Source organism: Micromonospora yangpuensis, assembly GCF_900091615.1.
Classification (GTDB): Bacteria; Actinomycetota; Actinomycetes; order Mycobacteriales; family Micromonosporaceae; genus Micromonospora; species Micromonospora yangpuensis.
The window spans coordinates 5,709,025-5,724,267 of record NZ_FMIA01000002.1; the positions used below are offsets into that span (position 1 = coordinate 5,709,025).

At 68.6% G+C, this 15,243-nt stretch carries 28 protein-coding genes; all 28 read right to left on the minus strand.

The features are described 5' to 3' along the window. Window positions 1-9: 9 nt before the first annotated feature. Window positions 10-417, minus strand: coding sequence for a 30S ribosomal protein S11 (gene rpsK / locus GA0070617_RS25645; RefSeq protein ID WP_030329919.1), 408 nt, complete (start codon window positions 415-417; stop codon window positions 10-12). 88 nt (window positions 418-505) lie between these two features. Further along, entirely contained in the window at window positions 506-886 is a 381-nt protein-coding gene (gene rpsM, locus GA0070617_RS25650) for a 30S ribosomal protein S13 (protein ID WP_091443990.1), read from the minus strand. Between the two features lie 264 nt (window positions 887-1,150). Then, window positions 1,151-1,264 (minus strand): 50S ribosomal protein L36, encoded by a 114-nt coding sequence (gene rpmJ / locus GA0070617_RS25655; protein WP_012184307.1) that lies wholly within the window; start codon window positions 1,262-1,264, stop codon window positions 1,151-1,153. Window positions 1,265-1,359: 95 nt separating this feature from the next. Beyond that, entirely contained in the window at window positions 1,360-1,581 is a 222-nt protein-coding gene (gene infA, locus GA0070617_RS25660; protein ID WP_007073013.1) for a translation initiation factor IF-1, read from the minus strand. A gap of 228 nt (window positions 1,582-1,809) precedes the next feature. After that, window positions 1,810-2,463 carry a DUF1707 SHOCT-like domain-containing protein gene (locus tag GA0070617_RS25665; protein ID WP_091443993.1) on the minus strand — a complete coding sequence of 218 codons (654 nt, stop codon included), beginning with the start codon at window positions 2,461-2,463 and terminating at the stop codon, window positions 1,810-1,812. A 74-nt stretch (window positions 2,464-2,537) separates the two neighbouring features. Next, window positions 2,538-3,389, minus strand: coding sequence for a type I methionyl aminopeptidase (map, locus tag GA0070617_RS25670; protein ID WP_091443995.1), 852 nt, complete (start codon window positions 3,387-3,389; stop codon window positions 2,538-2,540). 159 nt (window positions 3,390-3,548) lie between these two features. Further along, entirely contained in the window at window positions 3,549-4,202 is a 654-nt protein-coding gene (locus GA0070617_RS25675; protein WP_007073015.1) for an adenylate kinase, read from the minus strand. Continuing rightward, on the minus strand, window positions 4,203-5,531 hold the full coding sequence (secY, locus tag GA0070617_RS25680) for a preprotein translocase subunit SecY (protein WP_091443998.1): 1,329 nt from the start codon (window positions 5,529-5,531) through the stop codon (window positions 4,203-4,205). It lies immediately after the preceding gene. 232 nt (window positions 5,532-5,763) lie between these two features. Further along, window positions 5,764-6,207 (minus strand): 50S ribosomal protein L15, encoded by a 444-nt coding sequence (rplO, locus tag GA0070617_RS25685; protein ID WP_091444000.1) that lies wholly within the window; start codon window positions 6,205-6,207, stop codon window positions 5,764-5,766. After that, window positions 6,207-6,389 carry a 50S ribosomal protein L30 gene (gene rpmD / locus GA0070617_RS25690; RefSeq protein ID WP_091444005.1) on the minus strand — a complete coding sequence of 61 codons (183 nt, stop codon included), beginning with the start codon at window positions 6,387-6,389 and terminating at the stop codon, window positions 6,207-6,209. The genes rplO and rpmD overlap by 1 nt, the downstream gene beginning before the upstream one ends. After that, window positions 6,389-7,003 carry a 30S ribosomal protein S5 gene (gene rpsE / locus GA0070617_RS25695; protein ID WP_091444013.1) on the minus strand — a complete coding sequence of 205 codons (615 nt, stop codon included), beginning with the start codon at window positions 7,001-7,003 and terminating at the stop codon, window positions 6,389-6,391. Before rpsE ends, rpmD begins: the two co-directional genes overlap by 1 nt. A 32-nt stretch (window positions 7,004-7,035) precedes the next feature. Continuing rightward, window positions 7,036-7,425 (minus strand): 50S ribosomal protein L18, encoded by a 390-nt coding sequence (gene rplR / locus GA0070617_RS25700; protein ID WP_091444018.1) that lies wholly within the window; start codon window positions 7,423-7,425, stop codon window positions 7,036-7,038. Beyond that, entirely contained in the window at window positions 7,422-7,964 is a 543-nt protein-coding gene (gene rplF, locus GA0070617_RS25705; protein WP_091444022.1) for a 50S ribosomal protein L6, read from the minus strand. The genes rplR and rplF overlap by 4 nt, the downstream gene beginning before the upstream one ends. Before the next feature lie 16 nt (window positions 7,965-7,980). Beyond that, entirely contained in the window at window positions 7,981-8,388 is a 408-nt protein-coding gene (gene rpsH, locus GA0070617_RS25710) for a 30S ribosomal protein S8 (protein ID WP_091444025.1), read from the minus strand. A gap of 115 nt (window positions 8,389-8,503) precedes the next feature. After that, entirely contained in the window at window positions 8,504-8,689 is a 186-nt protein-coding gene (locus GA0070617_RS25715) for a type Z 30S ribosomal protein S14 (protein WP_007073023.1), read from the minus strand. Between the two features lies 1 nt (window position 8,690). Continuing rightward, window positions 8,691-9,260, minus strand: a complete 570-nt coding sequence (gene rplE, locus GA0070617_RS25720; RefSeq protein WP_091444029.1) for a 50S ribosomal protein L5 — start codon at window positions 9,258-9,260, stop codon at window positions 8,691-8,693. Beyond that, window positions 9,260-9,574, minus strand: coding sequence for a 50S ribosomal protein L24 (gene rplX, locus GA0070617_RS25725; RefSeq protein WP_091444032.1), 315 nt, complete (start codon window positions 9,572-9,574; stop codon window positions 9,260-9,262). Before rplX ends, rplE begins: the two co-directional genes overlap by 1 nt. An 82-nt stretch (window positions 9,575-9,656) precedes the next feature. Then, window positions 9,657-10,025 carry a 50S ribosomal protein L14 gene (rplN, locus tag GA0070617_RS25730; protein WP_023358185.1) on the minus strand — a complete coding sequence of 123 codons (369 nt, stop codon included), beginning with the start codon at window positions 10,023-10,025 and terminating at the stop codon, window positions 9,657-9,659. Between the two features lie 97 nt (window positions 10,026-10,122). Beyond that, the gene (rpsQ, locus tag GA0070617_RS25735) at window positions 10,123-10,407 is read right to left on the minus strand and encodes a 30S ribosomal protein S17 (protein ID WP_091444035.1); all 285 of its coding nucleotides are present in this window, start codon (window positions 10,405-10,407) and stop codon (window positions 10,123-10,125) included. Then, entirely contained in the window at window positions 10,404-10,640 is a 237-nt protein-coding gene (rpmC, locus tag GA0070617_RS25740) for a 50S ribosomal protein L29 (protein ID WP_007073028.1), read from the minus strand. The genes rpsQ and rpmC overlap by 4 nt, the downstream gene beginning before the upstream one ends. Then, window positions 10,640-11,065, minus strand: a complete 426-nt coding sequence (gene rplP / locus GA0070617_RS25745) for a 50S ribosomal protein L16 (RefSeq protein WP_067359618.1) — start codon at window positions 11,063-11,065, stop codon at window positions 10,640-10,642. The genes rpmC and rplP overlap by 1 nt, the downstream gene beginning before the upstream one ends. Window positions 11,066-11,068: 3 nt before the next feature. Then, the gene (gene rpsC / locus GA0070617_RS25750) at window positions 11,069-11,938 is read right to left on the minus strand and encodes a 30S ribosomal protein S3 (protein WP_091444039.1); all 870 of its coding nucleotides are present in this window, start codon (window positions 11,936-11,938) and stop codon (window positions 11,069-11,071) included. After that, a complete protein-coding gene (gene rplV, locus GA0070617_RS25755) occupies window positions 11,938-12,435 on the minus strand; it encodes a 50S ribosomal protein L22 (RefSeq protein WP_091444042.1) in 498 nt (165 codons plus the stop codon). The genes rpsC and rplV overlap by 1 nt, the downstream gene beginning before the upstream one ends. Window positions 12,436-12,475: 40 nt before the next feature. Then, window positions 12,476-12,757, minus strand: a complete 282-nt coding sequence (gene rpsS, locus GA0070617_RS25760) for a 30S ribosomal protein S19 (protein ID WP_091444045.1) — start codon at window positions 12,755-12,757, stop codon at window positions 12,476-12,478. Between the two features lie 12 nt (window positions 12,758-12,769). Further along, complete coding sequence (gene rplB / locus GA0070617_RS25765) at window positions 12,770-13,609, minus strand: 50S ribosomal protein L2 (protein ID WP_091444050.1); 840 nt, start codon at window positions 13,607-13,609, stop codon at window positions 12,770-12,772. 12 nt (window positions 13,610-13,621) lie between these two features. After that, window positions 13,622-13,924 (minus strand): 50S ribosomal protein L23, encoded by a 303-nt coding sequence (gene rplW, locus GA0070617_RS25770; protein ID WP_007465304.1) that lies wholly within the window; start codon window positions 13,922-13,924, stop codon window positions 13,622-13,624. Further along, complete coding sequence (gene rplD, locus GA0070617_RS25775) at window positions 13,921-14,571, minus strand: 50S ribosomal protein L4 (protein ID WP_091444054.1); 651 nt, start codon at window positions 14,569-14,571, stop codon at window positions 13,921-13,923. The genes rplW and rplD overlap by 4 nt, the downstream gene beginning before the upstream one ends. Continuing rightward, complete coding sequence (gene rplC / locus GA0070617_RS25780; RefSeq protein WP_091444056.1) at window positions 14,568-15,233, minus strand: 50S ribosomal protein L3; 666 nt, start codon at window positions 15,231-15,233, stop codon at window positions 14,568-14,570. Before rplC ends, rplD begins: the two co-directional genes overlap by 4 nt. Between the last annotated feature and the right edge of the window lie 10 nt (window positions 15,234-15,243).

Consider the following 15,243-nt stretch of genomic DNA (forward strand, 5'->3'; position numbering starts at 1 on the left):
CTCTACCTCTCAGACCCGACGACGCTTCGGCGGACGGCATCCGTTGTGCGGCTGCGGGGTGACGTCGGCGATCTGGCCGACCTCGAGGCCCACGGCCTGCAGCGAACGGATGGCGGTCTCCCGGCCGGAGCCGGGGCCCTTGACGAACACGTCGACCTTGCGCATGCCGTGCTCCATCGCCCGACGCGCGGCGGCCTCGGCGGCCAGCTGCGCGGCGAACGGGGTCGACTTGCGCGAGCCCTTGAAGCCCACCTGGCCGGCGGAGGCCCAGGAGATGACCGCACCGGTCGGGTCCGTGATGGACACGATGGTGTTGTTGAAGGTGCTCTTGATGTGCGCCTGCCCGTGGGCGACGTTCTTGCGTTCCTTGCGCCGGACCTTCTTGACAGCGGCTCCGGCACGAGCCTTCGGTGGCATAAGTCTGTGCGCTCCTAGTTGACTTTCCGCAGCGGGTTGCGGCCCGGCCCGCCTCGGCGGCGGCCGCTCCCGTCATCCGGTTAAAGAACTACTTCTTGCCGGGCTTCTTCTTGCCGGCGACGGTCCGCTTCGGGCCCTTGCGGGTCCGCGCGTTGGTCTTGGTCCGCTGGCCACGCACGGGCAGGCCCCGGCGGTGCCGGATACCCGCGTAGCAGCCGATCTCGACCTTGCGGCGGATGTCAGCGGCGACCTCGCGGCGCAGGTCGCCTTCAACCTTGTAGTTGCCCTCGATGTGGTTCCGGAGCTGGACCAGCTCCTCGTCCGTGAGGTCCCGGGCGCGCTTGTCCGGCGAGATGCCGGTGGCGGCGAGCGTCTCCAGGGCACGGGTACGACCCATGCCGAAGATGTAGGTGAGCGCGATCTCCAACCGCTTCTCGCGGGGGATATCCACGCCGACTAGACGTGCCATGTGCGGGCGTACTCCTCGTGATGTGTGACGGAGGTGTGGACCCGTCCCTCCCCGCTACCGTCCGCCCCGTGCTGCCGGCGCGACCGCGCCGACGACCGGGAACGGTCGCTGCCCAAGCGGGCCCCGGCCTCCGACCGGGGGTCAACCACGAGAACGTACGCACTGCGTACCGCGCTCGGGGCTGGAACGAGCTGGTGAGATGTTGGCTGGATCTGCCACGCCGGGACGAACGCTCGACCGACCGTCACCGGCCGGTCGGGCGGATCAGCCCTGGCGCTGCTTGTGGCGCGGGTCGGTGCAGATGACCATGACCCGGCCGTGCCGGCGGATAACCCGGCACTTGTTGCAGATCCTCTTGACGCTCGGCTTGACCTTCACGGTTGCCTTACTTCCCATCTGGCCCTGGACCGCGACGAGGCGCGGCCCGGACGTCGAAGACGGACACGGGACGCCCCGGCCGTCGTCAGGCTCGGTTACTTGTAGCGGTAGACGATGCGCCCGCGAGTCAGGTCGTACGGCGACAGTTCGACGACAACTCGGTCCTCCGGCAGGATACGGATGTAGTGCTGCCGCATCTTGCCGCTGATGTGAGCCAGGACCTTGTGGCCGTTCGCGAGCTCCACCCGGAACATGGCGTTCGGCAGGGGCTCGATGACCCGACCCTCGATCTCGATGGCTCCGTCTTTTTTCGGCATGTCCTCCGCTGTCCTGACGTCGGTTACTCCGGACGGCTCACAACGTCTTACACGGGCGACGGATGCAAGATCCGCCATCCCGCGCCAGCCGCGGCTCCGGCCCCACCGAAGCGCAGGGTGGGCATGCCGGAGTGGACGCTGTGCGCCGATCTGAAAGTGTACGCCCGCCCACCTGCGGACGCCAAACCGGCCACCCCGGTGTCCCCCGAACCGGACACCGCGGCCGGATCAGGCGTTGACTCCGCCGTCCCGCCGGTGCTCCCACCCGTCCGGGCGGAGCTGCGGGTCGTCGCCGGGTGGGCTGATCGCCGGTGCCTCCGGCAGCGCTTCCCGCCCCAGCGCCCGCCGCTCGGCCTTCAACTCCCGCCGGCGGGCCCGCTTCTCGGCCTTGCGCACCCGCTTGCGCTCCTGCTTCTCGGCCCACCGCTGCGGCTCACCCGTGCTGAGCCCGATCCCGGTCTGGACCAGCAGGACCACTCCCCACGGCCCGGCCACCCAGCCGGGCCAGAAGTAGAGCACGTCGCCGGAGATCACCGAGATCATCGCCCAGACCACCAGCGAGATGCCGACCGCGGTCAGGTACGGCTCCCAGTTCTCCGCCAGCCACCGCGCGGTCACCGACCGGCCGGCTGTCGACCTCCCGGGGACCACCGGGTCGGCGGGGACGGGCCCGGCCACCGTGGCACCACCGGGAGCCGCCGCGACGGGCAGGTCGATGACCACGGCATCCAGTTCGCCGTACGTCCGGGCGGTGTACGTCCGCTGCAACCGCTCGTCGTACTCGTGCAGGTCCAGCCGGCCCTCGTCGAGCGCCACCCGCAACCGGTCGGCCACCGCCTGACGGTCCGCGTCGGCGGCCCGCATCCCGTCGCGTTCGTCCATCCGCCAAGCATGCCACCGCCGGGCCACCCGGCCGCGCGGTGCGGCACCCCGCCCCGCGCCGGCCGGTCGGTCAGTCAGGCGGCCGGCGAGGTGGCGGGCTGGCGGGCGGTCACCAGGTCACCGAGCCGCTCCCGACCGCCGTCCGGCGCGGTCAGCACCCACACCCCGTCGGGCAGGATCGCCATCGAGTGCTCGACGTGCGCGGCGACCGACCTGTCCCGGGTCACCACCGTCCAGCCGTCGGAAAGCTCCACCGTACGCGGCGATCCCATCGTGATCATCGGCTCGATGGCCAGCGCCATCCCCGTCACCAGCCGGGGCCCCTTGCCCGGCCGGCCGTGGTTGAGCACGTGCGGGTCCTGGTGCATCTCGGTGCCGATACCGTGGCCACCGTAGCCGTCGACGATGCCGTACCGGCCGGCCTTGCGGACCGCGTTCTCCACCGCGTGGGAGATGTCGGTCAGCCGGCCCTTTCCGCTGGCCGCACCCCGCGCCGCGGCGGCGATCCCGGCCCACATCGCGTCCTCGGCCACCTCGGCCATCCGCAGCAGCGCCGGGTCGGCCTCGCCCACGCCGACCGTGATCGCGGCGTCACCGTGCCAACCGTCCAACACCGCACCGCAGTCGATCGAGATCAGGTCACCGTCCCGGAGCACCTGCTGCGGGCCGGGGATGGCGTGCACCACCTGCTCGTTGACCGAGGAGCAGATCGAGGCCGGGAAACCGTGGTAGCCCTTGAAGGACGGGACCGCCCCCGCCTCGCGGATCGTCGACTCGGCGATCGCGTCGAGATCGGCGGTGCTGACCCCCGGTGCCACCGCCTCCCGCATCCGCCGCAGGGCATCGGCGACCACCAGGCCGGCGGCCCGCATCTTCTCGATCTGCTCGGGGGTCTTCAGCTGGATGTCCAGCTGGTGACGGCGCATGGAGGGTCAACCTTTCGTTGCCGGAACCGCGGCCGACGCCGCGGGCCGTTGCCTCAGCCGCAGTGCCCGCCCACACGTACGTGGCCGGACCGCAAGCGTACGTCGCGCGTGGTCGCCGCCGCAGCGGTAGTCGGTCCGCGTCGGGGCCGGTCCGGAGACTCAGCCGCCGTACGAGCGCAGCGCGTCGATGGCCCGCACGGTGACGTCCTCCACCGGACCGGTGGCGTCGATGCCGACCAGCTTGCCCTGGGCGCCGTAGTAGTCGACGAGCGGAGCGGTCTTCTCGGCGTACTCCCGCAGCCGGGCGGCGATGGTCTCCGGCTTGTCGTCGTCCCGCTGGAACAGGTCGGCGCCGCACCGGTCGCAGATGCCGTCCCGGGTGGTGGCGTCGAACTCGACGTGCCAGATCTTGCCGCAGCCCCGGCAGGTACGCCGGCCGGAGAGCCGCCGGATCACCTCGTCGTCGTCGACGACCAGCTCCAGCACCAGGTCCAGCGCGGTGCCGAGATCAGCGAGGAGCTTGTCCAGCGCGGCGGCCTGCGGCGTGGTCCGCGGGAAGCCGTCGAGCAGGAAGCCCTCGCTGGCGTCCGGCTCGGCGAGCCGGTCCCGGACCATGTTGATGGTCACCTCGTCCGGGACCAGCTTGCCGGCGTCCATGTACCGCTTGGCCTCGACCCCCAGGGGCGTGCCCTGGGAGACGTTGGCCCGGAAGATGTCCCCCGTCGAGATCTTCGGCACCGAGAGGTGCGCGGCGATGAACTCTGCCTGTGTGCCCTTGCCCGCACCCGGCGGGCCAACCAGAACGAGTCGCATCTACCGCAGGAACCCTTCGTAGTTCCGCTGCATGAGCTGGCTCTCGATCTGCTTCACGGTCTCCAGACCGACACCGACCATGATCAGCACAGCGGTACCGCCGAACGGGAAGTTGACGTACTGCTCGCTGTCCAGCCAGATGAAGAAGAAGTTCGGCAGGATCGAGATGATCGCCAGGTACAGCGCGCCCGGCAGGGTGATGCGGCTGAGGATGAAGTCGAGGTAGTCGGCGGTCGGCTTGCCGGGGCGGATGCCCGGCACGAAACCGCCGTACTTCTTCATGTTGTCCGCGACCTCGGTCGGGTTGAACGTGATCGACACGTAGAAGTACGTGAAGAAGATGATGAGCAGGAAGTAGACCGAGATGTAGATCGGGCTGGTCGGGTTGACCAGGTTGTTCTGGATCCACGCCTGCGTCTTGCCCGGGTCGTTCTGGTCGAAGAACTGCAGGGCCAGCTGCGGCAGGTAGAGCAGCGAGGAACCGAAGATGACCGGGATGACACCCGCCTGGTTGACCTTCAACGGGATGTAGGTCGAGGTGCCGCCGTACATCCGCCGGCCGATCATCCGCTTGGCGTACTGCACCGGGATCCGGCGCTGCGCCTGCTCGATGAAGGTGACCGCGGTGATGACCACCAGGACCAGCGCGATGACCAGGGCGAACATCTCCCAGCCCTTGGTCTGCTTGATCTGCCAACCCTCGCTGGGCAGCCGCGCCGCGATCGAGGTGAAGATCAGCACGGACATGCCGTTGCCGACGCCCCGGTCGGTGATCAGCTCGCCCAGCCACATGACCACGCCGGTGCCGGCGGTCATCGTCATGACCAGGACGGTCAGGGTCAGCCAGTCCGGGATGCCCGTCCCGGTGGGGATGATCGGGAACTGGTCACACTGGTTGTTGAAGAGCTGACCGCTACGGGCCAACGCCACGAACGCCGAGGCCTGGAGCACGCCCAGACCCAGGGTCAGGTACCGGGTGTACTGGGTGATCTTCGCCTGGCCGGCCTGGCCCTCCTTGCGGAGCTGCTCCAGCCGGGGGATCACCACGGTCAGCAGCTGCAGGATGATCGACGCGGTGATGTAGGGCATGATGCCCAGCGCGAAGACCGAGAGCTGCAGAAGCGCGCCACCAGAGAAGAGGTTGAGCAGGTTCAGGACACCCGTCGCGCCGTTCTCCAGCGTGTCGAGGCAGCGTTGCACGTTGCCGTACGAGACGCCGGGGCTGGGGATAGTGGCACCGAGCCGATAGACCGCGATGATGCCTACTGTGAACAGCAGCTTCTTGCGCAGGTCAGGCGTACGGAACGCACTGAGAAAGGCGGACAGCAACTTCTTCCTCCTGCGCGAGGCGGGCCGCCGGTGAACCCTGGCGGGGCGGGGTGGGTGCCGGGCAGACGCCCGATATCCATAGCTGGGACAGGACTCTAACAGTCCTGTCCCCGTCTGGGCAGGTGTGCCCGGCTACATAAATCGATTCCGATGTTACCTGGCCCACATGGTCCGGGCGCACCATGGCGCCCGCCAGTTCGACAACTGACGGGCGCCACGGGTCCGGACCGTTCTACAGCTCGGTGACGCTGCCACCGGCGGCGGCGATCTTCTCCTTGGCCGACGCGCTGAACGCGTGCGCCGACACCTGGAGCGCCACCCCGCCGAGGTCCCCGGTGCCGAGCACCTTGACCGGGTGACCCTTGCGGACCGCGCCGGCCTCGACCAGCTCGACCGGGCCGATCTGGCCGCCGTTGGGGAACAGCTCGGCGAGCCGGTCCAGGTTGACCACCTGGAAGACCACCTTGAACTTGTTCTTGAAGCCCTTCATCTTCGGCAGGCGCATGTGGATGGGCATCTGCCCACCCTCGAACGCCGGCGAGATGTTCTTGCGGGCCTTCGAGCCCTTCGTACCGCGACCGGCGGTCTTGCCCTTGGAGCCCTCGCCCCGACCCACCCGGGTCTTGGCGGTCTTGGACCCCGGCGCCGGACGCAGGTGGTGGACCTTGATCGTCATTACTCGACCTCCTCGACCTTCACGAGGTGGCTGACCGTGAAGATCATGCCTCGGATCTCCGGTCGGTCCTCCTTGACCACCACGTCGTTGATCCGCTTGAGACCGAGCGAACGCAGCGACTCACGCTGGTTGCGCTTGGTCCCGATCTCGGACCGGAGCTGGGTGACCTTCAGGCGTGCCATCAGGATGCCACCCCCGCCCGCGACGCCAGCATGGCCGCCGGCGCGACGTCCTCCACCGGAAGACCACGACGGGCCGCGACGGCCTCCGGGGACTCGAGCCCCTTCAGCGCCGCCACCGTGGCGTGCACGATGTTGATCGGGTTGGACGAGCCGAGGCTCTTGGAGAGCACGTCGTGGATGCCGGCGCACTCCAGCACGGCGCGCACCGGACCACCGGCGATGACACCCGTACCGGCCGAGGCCGGCTTGAGCAGCACCACACCGGCGGCGTCCTCGCCCGTGACCGGGTGCGGGATCGAGGCACCGATCCGCGGCACCTTGAAGAAGTGCTTCTTGGCCTCCTCGACGCCCTTGGCGATCGCCGCGGGCACCTCCTTGGCCTTTCCGTAGCCCACACCGACGGTGCCGTCGCCGTCGCCCACGATCACCAGGGCGGTGAAGCTGAAGCGACGACCACCCTTCACGACCTTGGCGACGCGGTTGATCGCGACGACCCGCTCGAGGTGCGGGGTCTTCTCGACGGGCGCGTTTCCGCGGCCGCCCTCACGGCGGTTGTCGCGGCGACCACCCTCGTTGCCACCGGACCCGCCGCCACGGCGCTGTTGACCTGGCATCAGCAGCCTTCCTCTCTCTCGTGACGGGGTTTCTAGAACTCGAGCCCGGCTTCGCGGGCGGCGTCGGCAAGCGCGGCGACCCGCCCCGCGTACCGGTTGCCACCGCGGTCAAAGACGACCTTCGAGACGCCGGCGGCCTTGGCCCGGTCGGCCAGGAGCGCGCCGACCTTGCCGGCCAGGGCGCTCTTGTCGCCCTCGGTGCCGCGCAGCGACACGTCCAGGGACGAGGCCGACGCCAGGGTGTGACCCTTGTTGTCGTCGACGACCTGGGCGGTGATGTGCCGCAGCGAACGGGTGACCACGAGGCGGGGACGCTCGGCGGTGCCGCTGACGTTCTTGCGGACCCGGAAGTGCCGACGCGCACGCCCGACGGCGCGCTTGGCGGCAACGCCGCGGCGGCGCTTGAGCAGCGTGGCGCTCACTTCTTACCTGCCTTTCCGGCCTTGCGGCGGATGACCTCGCCCTGGTACTTGACACCCTTGCCCTTGTACGGCTCCGGCGGGCGGATCTTCCGAATGTTGGCGGCGACCTCACCGACCTGCTGCTTGTCGATGCCGGCCACGTGGAACAGGGTCGGCCGCTCCACCGTGAAGGTGATGCCGTCCGGCGCGGGGACCAGCACCGGGTGCGAGAACCCGAGCGCGAACTCCAGGTCCTTGCCCTTGGCGGTGACCCGGTAACCGGTACCGGCGATCTCCAGGCTCTTGCGGTAACCCTCGGTGACGCCGACGATCATGTTGGCGACCAGGGTACGGCTCAGGCCGTGCAGTTCCTTGGCCTTGCGCTCGTCGTTCGGCCGGTTCACCAGCAGCTGGCCGTCCTCGGCCCGCTCCGCGGTGATCGGCGCGGCGAGCGTGTGCGACAGCTCGCCCTTCGGGCCCTTGACCCTGACGGTCTGCCCGTCAATGGTGATGTCGACGCCGGAAGGCACCGGGATCGACTTACGTCCAATACGCGACATTTCTACCTGTCTCCCGTTACCAGACGAAGGCGAGGACTTCCCCGCCAACGCTCCGCTTGCGGGCCTGCCGGTCGGTGAGCAGCCCCTGGGACGTCGAAATGATCGCCACGCCGAGGCCGCCGAGCACCCGCGGGAGCCCGTCCGACTTGGCGTACACCCGGAGACCGGGCTTGGACACGCGCTTGATGCCGGCCAGGCTCCGCTCGCGGTTCTGGCCGTACTTCAGCTCGACGACCAGTCGCTTGCCGACGGCACCCTCCTCGGGCTCCTCGACCGACCAGGTGGCGATGTAGCCCTCGGACTTCAGGACCTCGGCGATGTTCGCCTTGATCTTGGAGTAGGGCATCGTCACCTGGTCGTGGTACGCCTGGTTGGCGTTACGCAGACGCGTGAGCATGTCTGCGATCGGGTCGGTCATCGTCATGGATATCGTCAGCCTTTCTCGCCGGGGTTCCCGGGGCTCCAAGCCCCGGGCCTACGGCGAAGAGCAATACATGATCGGTGCAAGGGCCCCGGCGTGAGCCGGGGCGCGTTCGCCCTTACCAGGAAGCCTTGGACACGCCCGGCAGCTCACCGCGGTGAGCCATCTCCCGGATGCACACCCGGCAGAGACCGAACTTGCGGTAGACCGCCTTGGGGCGCCCGCACCGCTGGCAGCGGGTGTACGCGCGAACCGAGAACTTCGGCTTCGCGGCCGCCTTGAGGATCAGCGCCTTCTTGGCCATCTCAGTTCTCCTTGAACGGGAAGCCCAGGAGCTTGAGCAGCGCCCGGCCCTCGTCGTCGGTCGTGGCGGTCGTGACCACCGTGATGTCCATGCCCCGCTGCCGATCGATCTTGTCCTGGTCGATCTCGTGGAACACCGACTGCTCGGTCAGACCGAACGTGTAGTTGCCGTGCCCGTCGAGCTTGCGCCCGTCCAGACCGCGGAAGTCGCGGATACGCGGCAGCGCGATCGACAGCAGCCGGTCCAGGAACTCCCACATCCGGTCGCCCCGGAGGGTGACCTTCGCGCCGATCGGCATGCCCTCACGCAGCTTGAACTGCGCGATGGACTTGGTCGCCCGCCGTACCTGCGGCTTCTGGCCGGTGATGGTGGCCAGGTCCCGGACGGCGCCGTCGATCAGCTTGGCGTCCCGGGCGGCCTCGCCGACACCCATGTTGACGACGATCTTGACCAGCCGCGGCACCTGCATGGGGTTGCCGTAGCTGTGCTGCTCCTGCAGCTTGGCCACGATCTCGTTGCGGTACCGCTCCTTGAGGCGCGGCATGGTCGTGGTTTCGGTAGCCGTGGTCATCAGAGGTCCTTACCGGTGCTACGCGCGATGCGGACCTTCTGGCCACTGTCGTCGATACGGTAACCGACCCGGGTCGGCTTCCCCTCGGAGTCCAGGATCTGCACGTTGGAAACGTGGATCGGGGCCTCCTGGGTGACGATGCCACCGGTCTTGGCGCCGCGCTGGGTGGTGCTGACGCGGGTGTGCTTCTTGACCCGGTTCACGCCCTCGACCAGGACCTTGTCCTGCCGCGGGTAGGCCTGGATGACCTTGCCCTTGGCACCCTTGTCCTTGCCGGCGATGACGATGACCGTGTCGCCCTTCTTGATCTTCATGCCCGCGCCTCCCTGCGGTCGGCGCGCGCCTGAAGCTTGCACCTACTGAGCCTGTCGGTTCGCTCACGTCGCTCGCTCACGGTCACAACACCTCCGGAGCGAGAGAAATGATCTTCATGAACCGCTTGTCCCGCAGCTCCCGACCCACCGGGCCGAAGATACGGGTACCGCGCGGGTCGCCACCGTCCTTGATGATGACGGCGGCGTTCTCGTCGAAGCGAATGTACGAGCCGTCCGGCCGCCGCCGCTCCTTGGCGGTGCGGACGATGACGGCCTTGACGACGTCGCCCTTCTTCACACCGGCACCCGGGATCGCGTCCTTGACCGTGGCCACGATGACGTCGCCGATACTCGCGTAGCGCCGACCGGAGCCACCGAGAACCCGGATGCACAGGATCTCCCGGGCACCCGTGTTGTCGGCGACGCGCAGTCGCGACTCCTGCTGAATCACGTCTATCTCCTATGTCTGCCGGTTCTCCGGCCGCCTGCCGCAGCCGGAGCCTGGCGGAACCTGCGCCCGACTGACGCCGGGCGAGTTCGAGCCTTCGCTACTTGGCCTTTTCCAGGATCTCCACGATCCGCCAACGCTTGGTGGCGGAGAGCGGCCGGGTCTCCATGATCAGGACCCGGTCGCCGGTACCGGCGGCGTTCTGCTCGTCGTGCACCTTCAGCTTGCTGGTCCGGCGCATGATCTTGCCGTACAGCGCGTGCTTGACCCGGTCCTCGACCTCGACGACGACGGTCTTGTCCATCTTGTCGCTGACCACCAGGCCCTCACGGACCTTACGGCGCGCCCGCACGGGAGCCGCGGTGGTGTTGTCGGTCTCGCTCATGATGCAGTCACCTCAGTCGGCGCAGCCGAGAGCCCCAGCTCGCGCTCACGCATGATCGTGTAGATCCGGGCGATCTCCCGACGGATGACCTGCAGCCGCCGGTTGTTGTCAAGCTGCCCGGTTGCGGCCTGCACGCGGAGGTTGAACAGCTCCGCCTTGGCCTCCCGCAGCTTCGTGACCAGCTCCTCCTCGGAGAGCTCACGCAGCTCGGAGGCCTTAACGCCCGCTGCCATCAGGACTCACCCACTTCGCGCGTCACAATTCGGCACTTCATCGGGAGCTTGTGGATCGCGCGACGCATGGCCTCGCGCGCGATCTGCTCGTTGGGGAAGGACATCTCGAACAGGATCCGTCCCGGCTTCACGTTGGCCACCCACCACTCGGGCGAACCCTTACCGGAACCCATCCGGGTCTCGGCCGGCTTCTTGGTCAGGGCCTGGTCCGGGAAGACCGAGATCCAGACCTTGCCACCACGCTTGATGTGGCGGGTCATCGCGATACGCGCCGACTCGATCTGGCGGTTGGTCACGTACGCCGGCTCCAGAGCCTGGATCCCGAACTCGCCGAAGACCACCCGGTTACCGCCCTTGGACGCGCCACTGCGGTCCGGGTGGTGCGGCTTGCGGAAGCCCTTCGGGGGCTTGCGCGGCATCAGCATCTGTCAGCCCTCCTGCTGCGTTTCTGCCGGCTGAGTGGCGACCGCGGCGACAGCGGCGCTGTCGACCGGCTCGCCGCTCGGCGTCTCGGCCTGCTGCGCGACCGTGGTCGCGGCGGCGGCCCGGCCGGCCTCGGTACCGCCGGAGGTCGTGCCGGACGAACCGGACCGACCACGACGCGGCCGCTCGGGGCGGTCACCGCGGTCCCGGCGCGGGCGCGACGGAGCCTCGGCCGGAGTCTCCCGACCCGGCACCGCGTCACCCTTGTAGATCCAGACCTTCACGCCGATCCGGCCGAAGGTGGTACGGGCCTCGAAGAAGCCGTACTCGATGTTGGCCCGCAGCGTGTGCAGCGGCACCCGGCCCTCGCGGTAGAACTCGGTCCGGCTCATCTCGGCACCACCGAGGCGGCCCGAGACCTGGACCCGGATGCCCTTGCAGACCGGGTTCTTCATGGCCGACTGCATCGCCTTGCGCATCGCCCGACGGAAGCTGACCCGGCTGGAGAGCTGCTCGGCCACGCCCTGGGCAACCAGCTGCGCGTCCGACTCGGGGTTCTTCACCTCGATGATGTTCAGCTGCACCTGCTTGCCGGTGAGCTTCTCCAGCTTGCCGCGGATCTTGTCGGCCTCCGCACCCTTACGGCCGATGACGATGCCCGGCCGGGCGGTGTGGATGTCGACCCGGACCCGGTCGCGGGTGCGCTCGATGTCGACCTTGGAGATGCCGGCCCGCTCCAGCCCACTGGACATCATCCGGCGGATCTTGACGTCCTCGCCGATGTAGTCCTTGTAGAGCTTGTCCGCGAACCAGCGGGACTTCCAGTCGGTCGAGATGCCGAGCCGGAACCCGTGCGGGTGAACCTTCTGACCCATTACTCGGCGCCCTCCGTCTTGCTCTGCGTCTCCGCCGGCTCAGCCTGCTTCGTCTCGGCCGGCTCAGCCTGCTTGGCCTCCGCCTGCTTCACCGGAGCGGCCTTCTTCGCCGCGGACTTCTTCGGCGCAGCCGGCGCGACAGCCTCGACCGCCACGGTGATGTGGCAGGTCCGCTTGCGGATCCGGTACGCCCGGCCCTGGGCCCGCGGCTGGAACCGCTTCATCGTCGGGCCCTCGTCGACGTACGCCTCGCTGACGAGCAGCGCGTCGGGGTCCAGCCGCTCGTTGTTCTCCGCGTTGGCGATCGCGCTCGCGAGCACCTTGTACACCTGCTCACTCGCCGCCTGCGGCGCGAACTGCAGCACCGTGAGCGCCTCCTTCGCGGGCAGGCCGCGGACGAGGTTGACCACCCGGCGCGCCTTCATCGGCGAAATGCGCACGTGTCGCGCAATCGCCCGCGCGCCCGGAAGCACCGGAGCGTCGCCCTTTCCTGGCATCGCTGTAACCCCTTGATCCTCTATCCGTATGCCCGCGGCTTCAGCGCCGGCGGCTCTTCCGGTCGTCCTTCTCGTGACCCTTGAACGTACGGGTCAACGCGAACTCGCCGAGCTTGTGCCCGACCATCGCCTCGGTCACGAACACCGGGACGTGCTTACGTCCGTCGTGCACCGCGATCGTGTGCCCCAGGAAGTCCGGGGTGATCGTCGAGCGCCGCGACCAGGTCTTGATGACGTTCTTGGTGCCCTTTTCGTTCTGCAGCTCCACCTTCTTGAGCAGGTGGCCGTCCACGAACGGGCCCTTCTTCAGGCTGCGAGGCATCTTCTATCTCCCTCAGCCGCGCTTACGCGTGGCGTAGCGACGGCGGACGATCAGCCGGTCACTCGGCTGGCCCTTGCGACGGGTACGGCCCTCGGGCTTACCCTGCGGGTTGACCGGGTGGCGACCACCGGAGGTCTTACCCTCACCACCACCGTGCGGGTGGTCGACCGGGTTCATGGCGACACCACGGACGGTCGGGCGCTTGCCCTTCCACCGCATCCGGCCGGCCTTGCCCCAGTTGATGTTCGACTGGTCGGCGTTGCCGATCTCGCCGATGCTGGCGCGGCAGCGCACGTCGACCCGCCGGATCTCACCGGAGGGCATCCGCAGGGTCGCGTACGCGCCCTCGCGGCCGAGCAGCTGGATGCCGACGCCGGCCGAACGGGCCAGCTTCGCGCCACCGCCGGGCCGCAGCTCCACCGCGTGGATGGTGCTACCGACCGGGATGTTGCGCAGCGGCAGGTTGTTGCCCGGCTTGATGTCCGCGCCCGGACCCGACTCGACGGCGTCGCCCTGCTTCAGGTCCTTCGGCGCGAGGATGTAGCGCTTCTCGCCGTCGGCGTAGTGCAGCAGCGCGATCCGCGCGGTGCGGTTCGGGTCGTACTCGATGTGGGCGACCTTCGCCGGTACGCCGTCCTTGTCGACCCGCTTGAAGTCGATCAGACGGTACTGGCGCTTGTGCCCGCCACCGTGGTGCCGCGCGGTGATCCGGCCGTGGACGTTACGTCCGCCCTTCTTCGGCAGCGGAGCCAGCAGCGACTTCTCCGGCGTGGACCGGGTGATCTCGGCGAAGTCGGCGACGCTGGAGCCGCGTCGGCCCGGCGTCGTCGGCTTGTACTTACGGATAGCCATTGTCTACACCCCTCAGCTGACCGGGCCGCCGAAGGCCTCGATACGGTCACCGTCAGCCAGCTTCACGATCGCCCGCTTGGTCGCCTTGCGCTGACCGAAACCGGTCTTGGTGCGCTTGCGCTTGCCCTGGCGGTTGAGCGTGTTGACCGTCAGGACGCGGACGTTGAAGATCTGCTGGATAGCGATCTTGATCTCAGTCTTGTTCGCGTCCGGGTGCACCAGGAAGGTGTACCAGTTCCGGTTCAGCTCGCTGTAGCTCTTCTCCGAGACGACCGGCGCCACGATGATGTCGCGCGGATCGGCAATCGTGCTCACTTGCCACCCTCCTCGGTGGTCTCGGCGGGCACACCCAGGAACTCGTCCAGGGCGTCCTTGGTGAAGACCACGTCGTCGGCCACCAGCACGTCGTACGTGTTGAGCTGGCCGGCCTCGATCAGGTGCACCCGCGGCTCGTTGCGCAGGGACAGCCAGTTCAGCTCGTCGGTGGCGGCCAGCACGACCAGCACCCGGCGGGCCTCGGTCACCTTGAGCAGCGTGGCCAGGGCAGCCTTGGTCGACGGCTTCTCGCCCGAGACGAACGCCTCGACGACGTGCACCTGCCCGGCGCGGGCCCGGTCGGAGAGGGCGCCACGCAGGGCGGCGGCCTTCATCTTCTTCGGGGTCCGCTGGCTGTAGTCGCGCGGCACGGGACCGTGGACCACGCCACCGCCGGCGAACTGCGGCGCGCGGATCGAGCCCTGCCGGGCCCGACCGGTGCCCTTCTGCTTGTACGGCTTCTTGCCGCCACCGGCGACCTCGCCGCGGGTCTTGGTCTTGTGCGTGCCCTGCCGGGCAGCCGCGAGCTGAGCCACCACTACCTGGTGCATCAGCGCGACGTTCGCCTGGACGTCGAAGATGTCGGCCGGCAGCTCGACGGAGCCGCTCTTGCTGCCTTCGACGGTGAGGACGTCAACGGTGGTCACTTGGCCACACCGCCCTTCTTCACCTTGGACTTGGCCGCCGAGCGGACCAGGACCAGCGCGCCCTTCGGGCCGGGAATGGCACCGCGGACGAGCAGGAGGTTGTTCTCGGTGTCGACCGCCTGGACGGTCAGGTTCTGAACGGTGTAGCGCACGCCACCCATCCGGCCCGCCATCCGGGTGCCCTTGAAGACGCGACCCGGGGTGGCGCAGGCGCCGATGGAGCCCGGCGAACGGTGCTTGCGCTCGACACCGTGGCTGGCGCGCAGACCGTGGAAGCCGTGCCGCTTCATCGGGCCGGCGTAGCCCTTGCCCTTGGTCTTGCCGGTCACGTCGATGACGGCCCCGGCCGGGAACGCCTCGACCGTGACCTCCTGACCGAGCGAGTAGTCGGCGGCGTCGTTGGTGCGCAGCTCGACGATGTGCCGGCGCGGCGCCACGTCCGCCTTCGCGTAGTGCCCGCTGACCGGCTTCTTCACCTTGCGCGGGTCGATCGTGCCGTACGCCAGCTGGACCGCTGAGTAACCGTCCTTCTCGGCGCTACGAACCTGGCTGATGACGCACGGGCCGGCCTGAACCACGGTCACGGGCACAACCTTGTTGTTGTCCCAGACCTGGGTCATACCGAGCTTGGCGCCCAGGATCCCCTTGACTTGCCTGTCCATTTGTCCGGTC

Excerpts from the sequence above, each read along its gene's own strand:
- rpsK (WP_030329919.1), bottom strand. The coding sequence starts at position 417 with ATGCCACCGAAGGCTCGTGCCGGAGCCGCTGTCAAGAAGGTCCGGCGC.
- rpsM (WP_091443990.1), bottom strand. The coding sequence starts at position 886 with ATGGCACGTCTAGTCGGCGTGGATATCCCCCGCGAGAAGCGGTTGGAG.
- infA (WP_007073013.1), bottom strand. The coding sequence starts at position 1,581 with ATGCCGAAAAAAGACGGAGCCATCGAGATCGAGGGTCGGGTCATCGAG.
- GA0070617_RS25665 (WP_091443993.1), bottom strand. The coding sequence starts at position 2,463 with ATGGACGAACGCGACGGGATGCGGGCCGCCGACGCGGACCGTCAGGCG.
- map (WP_091443995.1), bottom strand. The coding sequence starts at position 3,389 with ATGCGCCGTCACCAGCTGGACATCCAGCTGAAGACCCCCGAGCAGATC.
- GA0070617_RS25675 (WP_007073015.1), bottom strand. The coding sequence starts at position 4,202 with ATGCGACTCGTTCTGGTTGGCCCGCCGGGTGCGGGCAAGGGCACACAG.
- rplO (WP_091444000.1), bottom strand. The coding sequence starts at position 6,207 with ATGACGATCAAGGTCCACCACCTGCGTCCGGCGCCGGGGTCCAAGACC.
- rpmD (WP_091444005.1), bottom strand. The coding sequence starts at position 6,389 with ATGGCACGCCTGAAGGTCACCCAGCTCCGGTCCGAGATCGGGACCAAG.
- rpsE (WP_091444013.1), bottom strand. The coding sequence starts at position 7,003 with ATGCCAGGTCAACAGCGCCGTGGCGGCGGGTCCGGTGGCAACGAGGGT.
- rplF (WP_091444022.1), bottom strand. The coding sequence starts at position 7,964 with ATGTCGCGTATTGGACGTAAGTCGATCCCGGTGCCTTCCGGCGTCGAC.
- rpsH (WP_091444025.1), bottom strand. The coding sequence starts at position 8,388 with ATGACGATGACCGACCCGATCGCAGACATGCTCACGCGTCTGCGTAAC.
- GA0070617_RS25715 (WP_007073023.1), bottom strand. The coding sequence starts at position 8,689 with ATGGCCAAGAAGGCGCTGATCCTCAAGGCGGCCGCGAAGCCGAAGTTC.
- rplE (WP_091444029.1), bottom strand. The coding sequence starts at position 9,260 with ATGACCACGGCTACCGAAACCACGACCATGCCGCGCCTCAAGGAGCGG.
- rplX (WP_091444032.1), bottom strand. The coding sequence starts at position 9,574 with ATGAAGATCAAGAAGGGCGACACGGTCATCGTCATCGCCGGCAAGGAC.
- rpsQ (WP_091444035.1), bottom strand. The coding sequence starts at position 10,407 with ATGAGCGAGACCGACAACACCACCGCGGCTCCCGTGCGGGCGCGCCGT.
- rpmC (WP_007073028.1), bottom strand. The coding sequence starts at position 10,640 with ATGGCAGCGGGCGTTAAGGCCTCCGAGCTGCGTGAGCTCTCCGAGGAG.
- rplP (WP_067359618.1), bottom strand. The coding sequence starts at position 11,065 with ATGCTGATGCCGCGCAAGCCCCCGAAGGGCTTCCGCAAGCCGCACCAC.
- rpsC (WP_091444039.1), bottom strand. The coding sequence starts at position 11,938 with ATGGGTCAGAAGGTTCACCCGCACGGGTTCCGGCTCGGCATCTCGACC.
- rplV (WP_091444042.1), bottom strand. The coding sequence starts at position 12,435 with ATGCCAGGAAAGGGCGACGCTCCGGTGCTTCCGGGCGCGCGGGCGATT.
- rpsS (WP_091444045.1), bottom strand. The coding sequence starts at position 12,757 with ATGCCTCGCAGCCTGAAGAAGGGCCCGTTCGTGGACGGCCACCTGCTC.
- rplB (WP_091444050.1), bottom strand. The coding sequence starts at position 13,609 with ATGGCTATCCGTAAGTACAAGCCGACGACGCCGGGCCGACGCGGCTCC.
- rplC (WP_091444056.1), bottom strand. The coding sequence starts at position 15,233 with ATGGACAGGCAAGTCAAGGGGATCCTGGGCGCCAAGCTCGGTATGACC.